At 45.2% G+C, this 4407-nt stretch carries 2 protein-coding genes; one reads left to right on the forward strand and one right to left on the reverse strand.

Annotated features, from left to right (window positions below; genetic code table 11):
* Positions 1-1086 (reverse strand): RNA polymerase sigma factor, RpoD/SigA family (locus F6K20_RS25830; RefSeq protein ID WP_287296550.1); only part of this gene is annotated, 1086 nt, incomplete at its 3' end.
* Between the two features lie 469 nt (positions 1087-1555).
* Between F6K20_RS25830 and priA the strand changes: the two genes are divergently transcribed.
* Positions 1556-4141, forward strand: a complete 2586-nt coding sequence (priA, locus tag F6K20_RS25835; RefSeq protein WP_287296552.1) for a primosomal protein N' — start codon at positions 1556-1558, stop codon at positions 4139-4141.
* Positions 4142-4407 lie beyond the last annotated feature (266 nt).

A 4407-nucleotide genomic window follows, 5' to 3' on the forward strand; every position in this document is an offset into this window, starting at 1 on the left:
TGGACGGCGTAGCTTACGCATGGCTTTGCTTTGAATCTGACGCACCCGTTCCCGAGAGAGATTGAACATGCCTCCTACTTCTTCTAGGGTGTAGGGTTCACTGCTGGCTAAACCATAGCGTAGAGAAATCACATCTTTTTCCCGCTCAGTCAGAACATCACTGAGAACCTCCCAAATCTCCTGGCGCATCATGGATTCATTCATCTTATCTTCGGGCAATCGTAGATCATTGTCTTCGAGCAAATCCATCAGTTCTGTGTCTTCCCCTTTACCAACTCTGTGATTCAAAGAAAGGGAGCGCCTACGCAGTTCTAGCAACTGACGCAAATGGGAGAGGGAAATTTCTAGCGCTTGAGCAAGTTCTAGTTCATTAGGATTGCGCTGCAGTTTTTGTTTAAGTTCCCGCTGAGCTTTTTTAAGTTTATTTAGCTTTTCGACAATGTGGATTGGTAGACGAATAGTTCGGGCATCATTGGCAATAGTACGAGTAATGGCCTGACGAATCCACCAATAAGCATAGGTAGAAAACTTGTAACCCTTATCTGGGTCAAACTTTTCCGCTGCTCGGTTTAAGCCCAACGCACCTTCTTGAATCAAATCTAGAAATGGTACACCCCGATTTATATATCGTTTAGCAATTGAAACCACTAAGCGCAAGTTCGAGCGAATCATCTTGCGTTTTGCCACACGACCACGATATAAATTCCCCTCCAACTGACGTTCTGTCATCTCGACCGCTGCAGCTACCTCAGCCTTAGTTGGTTTACGGTCTAATTTTTCCTGTAAGCTGTTGTGGAGATGGTCTATTTCTACTAGGAACTTAACCCGACGGGCTAAATCTACCTCTTCGTCTGGCTTGAGCAATGGGTAACGAGCCATCTCCTTAAAGAACGCACCCACCGTGTCATCAGAGCCGCTTTTCCGGAAATTATGGGAAGTAGAGACCACTAGTTCATCGTCTTCGGTGAATTCGACGGCTACACGCTGTAAATCTGTTTCCTCTGGCTCAATGTGGTCAGTAACATAAAAATCTTTCTCTTCCGTAGAAGGCATTGTATGAGTCTGGTTTAATTCTGTAATATTCATAGGGATGTGTGAGTTGCAAGTGTATTTTAAGTTTGTTAAAACCGTTGCCCTGAGGGATTGAGGCTGTTTGTTGCTGAAAATTGGCCTTTAATGAGAAATCTGTTCTAAAAAATTGGTGTTGCTGGTTTCACAAAGAAGTTAATACTCTAGACAGAGCAGCTAAAACACGCTCCATACCCTCAAAGCTCAGTGACCCAACCTGCTTCAAGTAGTTAATGTGTGATTGACGTGATTATAAATTAATGATTTTAAGCTTACCAGAAGCAGTTTGGCTAGTTGTATCTGTAATTACGAAATGTTTAATTACATATATTTTAGTTACAGTCTAGGGTGAAAGCAGGGGAGATAATTCTCTTCCCATTGCTTTTATTATTTATTTTGACTCTGGAAACAGGATCTCACATATTTTAGAATTTTCCTATCTACCAATAGTGATAGAATAGGAGCCTTCCCAAACCAAAGCTGCCCTATGTCTAATCCTCCTTTAGGTCTACTGTTAGCTGAGCCTAGAGCACTTTACTTTTCTGGTGGTGGCCAAGAAAAGTGGGTTGAAGTCTTAGTAGATTGTCCAGGAGTTCAAGGTATATATACTTATCGTAATTCATTGGATGTATCAATCAATCCTGGAGATGTTCTGAGTGTGTCATTCGGGACTCAACAGCTAGGAGCGATCGCTATTCGGATTGTAGACTCTCCACCCCCAAACTTACCACTGGAGAAAATTAAGGACGTAGAGGAGGTGATCAGTCCCGGTTTCTTTCCAAGTTCCTACTGCCAACTGTTAGAGCGGGTTGCTCAGTACTACTGCACCCCTCTAATCCAAGTGATTCGGTCTGCCTTACCTCCAGGACTGTTAGGGCGATCGCAGCGTCGAATTCGCCTCAATTCCTCGGCCTTGCCTAAAGAGGCTCATGTCTTTATTAATAATTCAGCCGCAAGTCAGATTTTGGAGATTCTTCAGGCTAAACCCAATGGGGATTACAGCTGGCAATACCTCCAACGTCAGGTAAAGGGGGCTAAAGCAGGATTACGTCACTTGCTCAAGCGAGGTTGGGTGGAAAGTTATCTGGAAGCTCCTAAGCCAACTCGTCCTAAGCTCAAGAAAGCTGTGACTCTGGTGGCTGATATCAATCGGTCTAATCTGACTCGACGGCAACGGGAAGTATTGGAGGTGCTACGCCGTCGTGGGGGGGATTTGTGGTTGAGTGAACTATCACAAATTTGTAATGTTAGTTCTTCAACTATAAATTCATGGGAAGATAAGGGATATGTGGTGATTGAGGCTAGGGAAGTATTGCGCAATGCGACTTCACCAACCATGGCTACAGATGCGCCGAAGAACTTGACAAATGCCCAATCCCGTGCATTAGACCTGATTAATAATATTGATGGCTTTGCCCAAGTGCTGTTGCATGGGGTGACTGGGTCTGGAAAAACGGAGGTCTATCTACAAGCGATCGCACCAATCCTAGCGCAAGGGAAATCCGCTTTGGTGTTGGTGCCGGAAATTGGCTTAACTCCTCAAATTACTGACCGTTTCCGGGCTCGCTTTGGTGACAAAGTTCGGGTTTACCACAGTGCCTTGAATAAAGGGGAGCGCTATGATACCTGGCGACAGATGATCCCAGGTGAGCCACAAGTGGTGATTGGCACTCGTTCTGCTGTTTTTGCCCCCTTGCCCCAGTTGGGATTAATCGTATTAGATGAAGAACACGACTCTAGCTTCAAGCAAGACCAACCCATTCCTACCTACCACGCTCGCACCGTTGCCCAATGGCGAGCAGAATTAGAAAATTGTCCCCTTATTTTAGGTTCAGCTACTCCTTCGGTGGAAAGCTGGGTCAGTATTAAGGTGATGGGGGGAGCGAGAGATGGTCAGATCGGTAGTGAAATTAATCCCGTGACCTCTTCAGCTCCTGAAGTTCAACCCTTCACCTGTTCACCTCCTCAGCATCCAGAACTTAGTACTCATTACTTATCCCTACCGGAACGGATTCAATCGAGACCCCTGCCACCAGTGGAAATTGTGGATATGAGGCAGGAGTTAAAAGCTGGGAATCGGTCGATTTTTAGCCGTTCTCTCCAAGACAGCTTGAGACGACTAAAGGAACAAGAGAAACAGGGGATTTTATTTATTCCCCGCAGGGGACACAGTACCTTTGTGTCTTGTCGTAGTTGTGGTCATGTGGTGGAATGCCCTAACTGTGATGTTTCCTTGTCCTATCACTATACCCATGAAGGGGCTACTCAAGTATTGCGGTGCCACTATTGTAATTTCGGACAACTCCATCCCCGTAGTTGTCCAGAATGTAGTTCTCCCTACCTGAAATTTTTCGGTAGTGGTACTCAGCGGGTTGTTCAAGATTTGGCCAAGCTGTTTCCAGAGTTACGAATTATCCGATTTGACAGTGATACCACTCGTACCAAGAATGCTCATCGCACTCTGTTAACTCAATTCGCTAATCAGGAAGCTGACTTGTTGGTGGGTACCCAAATGCTGACCAAAGGATTAGATCTGGCTCAGGTGACACTGGTGGGAGTAGTAGCAGCAGATGGATTACTGTATTTATCAGACTATAGAGCATCCGAGCGGGCATTCCAAACCTTAACTCAGGTCGCAGGTCGTGCCGGTCGTGGGGATGACCCTGGTCAGGTGATTATTCAAACTTATTCCCCAGAGCATCCTGTGATTCAGGCTGTCAAAACTCATAATTATCAGTCGTTTATCTCGGACGAATTGGAACAACGGGCAGCACTGAACTATCCCCCTTATGGTGATTTGATTCTGTTGCGCATAAGTGGATTGGATTCTGCGGCGGTGGAGAAGGTAGCAGAGGATTTAGCGGACAGGTTAGATACTCCTGAGGCCGAGTACGATATCCTAGGACCAGCACCAGCTAGTGTGATTCGGGTTGCTCGTCGCTATCGATGGCAGATTTTGCTGAAGTTTCCTCCTACTGTCCCCGCAAGGTTAGTGAATTGGCGGGAATTGCAGGATATCTGTCCTCCAGATATTAGCTTGACTATTGATGTTAATCCGTTGAATATAAGTTGAAAGGTATATAGCAATTCTTATAGCTATGAGGGACAAAGCGATCCCCCTAAATCCCCCTTAAAAAGGGGGACTTTGAGGTTTATAAGTGTAACTAATAAATGCAATAAAAGCTATAAGTTACAAGTTGAAGGTTGAAGGGTTAAAGTTATAGAAGTCGAAGTAAAGGTTAAGACATATGGCGTTGCTGAATTGAAGTATGAATGCGCGATCGTCTGGTTTTGGTCAAGCCCCCTAAATCCCCCAACTTTGGGGGACTTGTCTTGATG

The sequence above is a fragment of the Moorena sp. SIO2C4 genome (genome assembly GCF_010672485.1).
Classification (GTDB): Bacteria; Cyanobacteriota; Cyanobacteriia; order Cyanobacteriales; family Coleofasciculaceae; genus Moorena; species Moorena producens.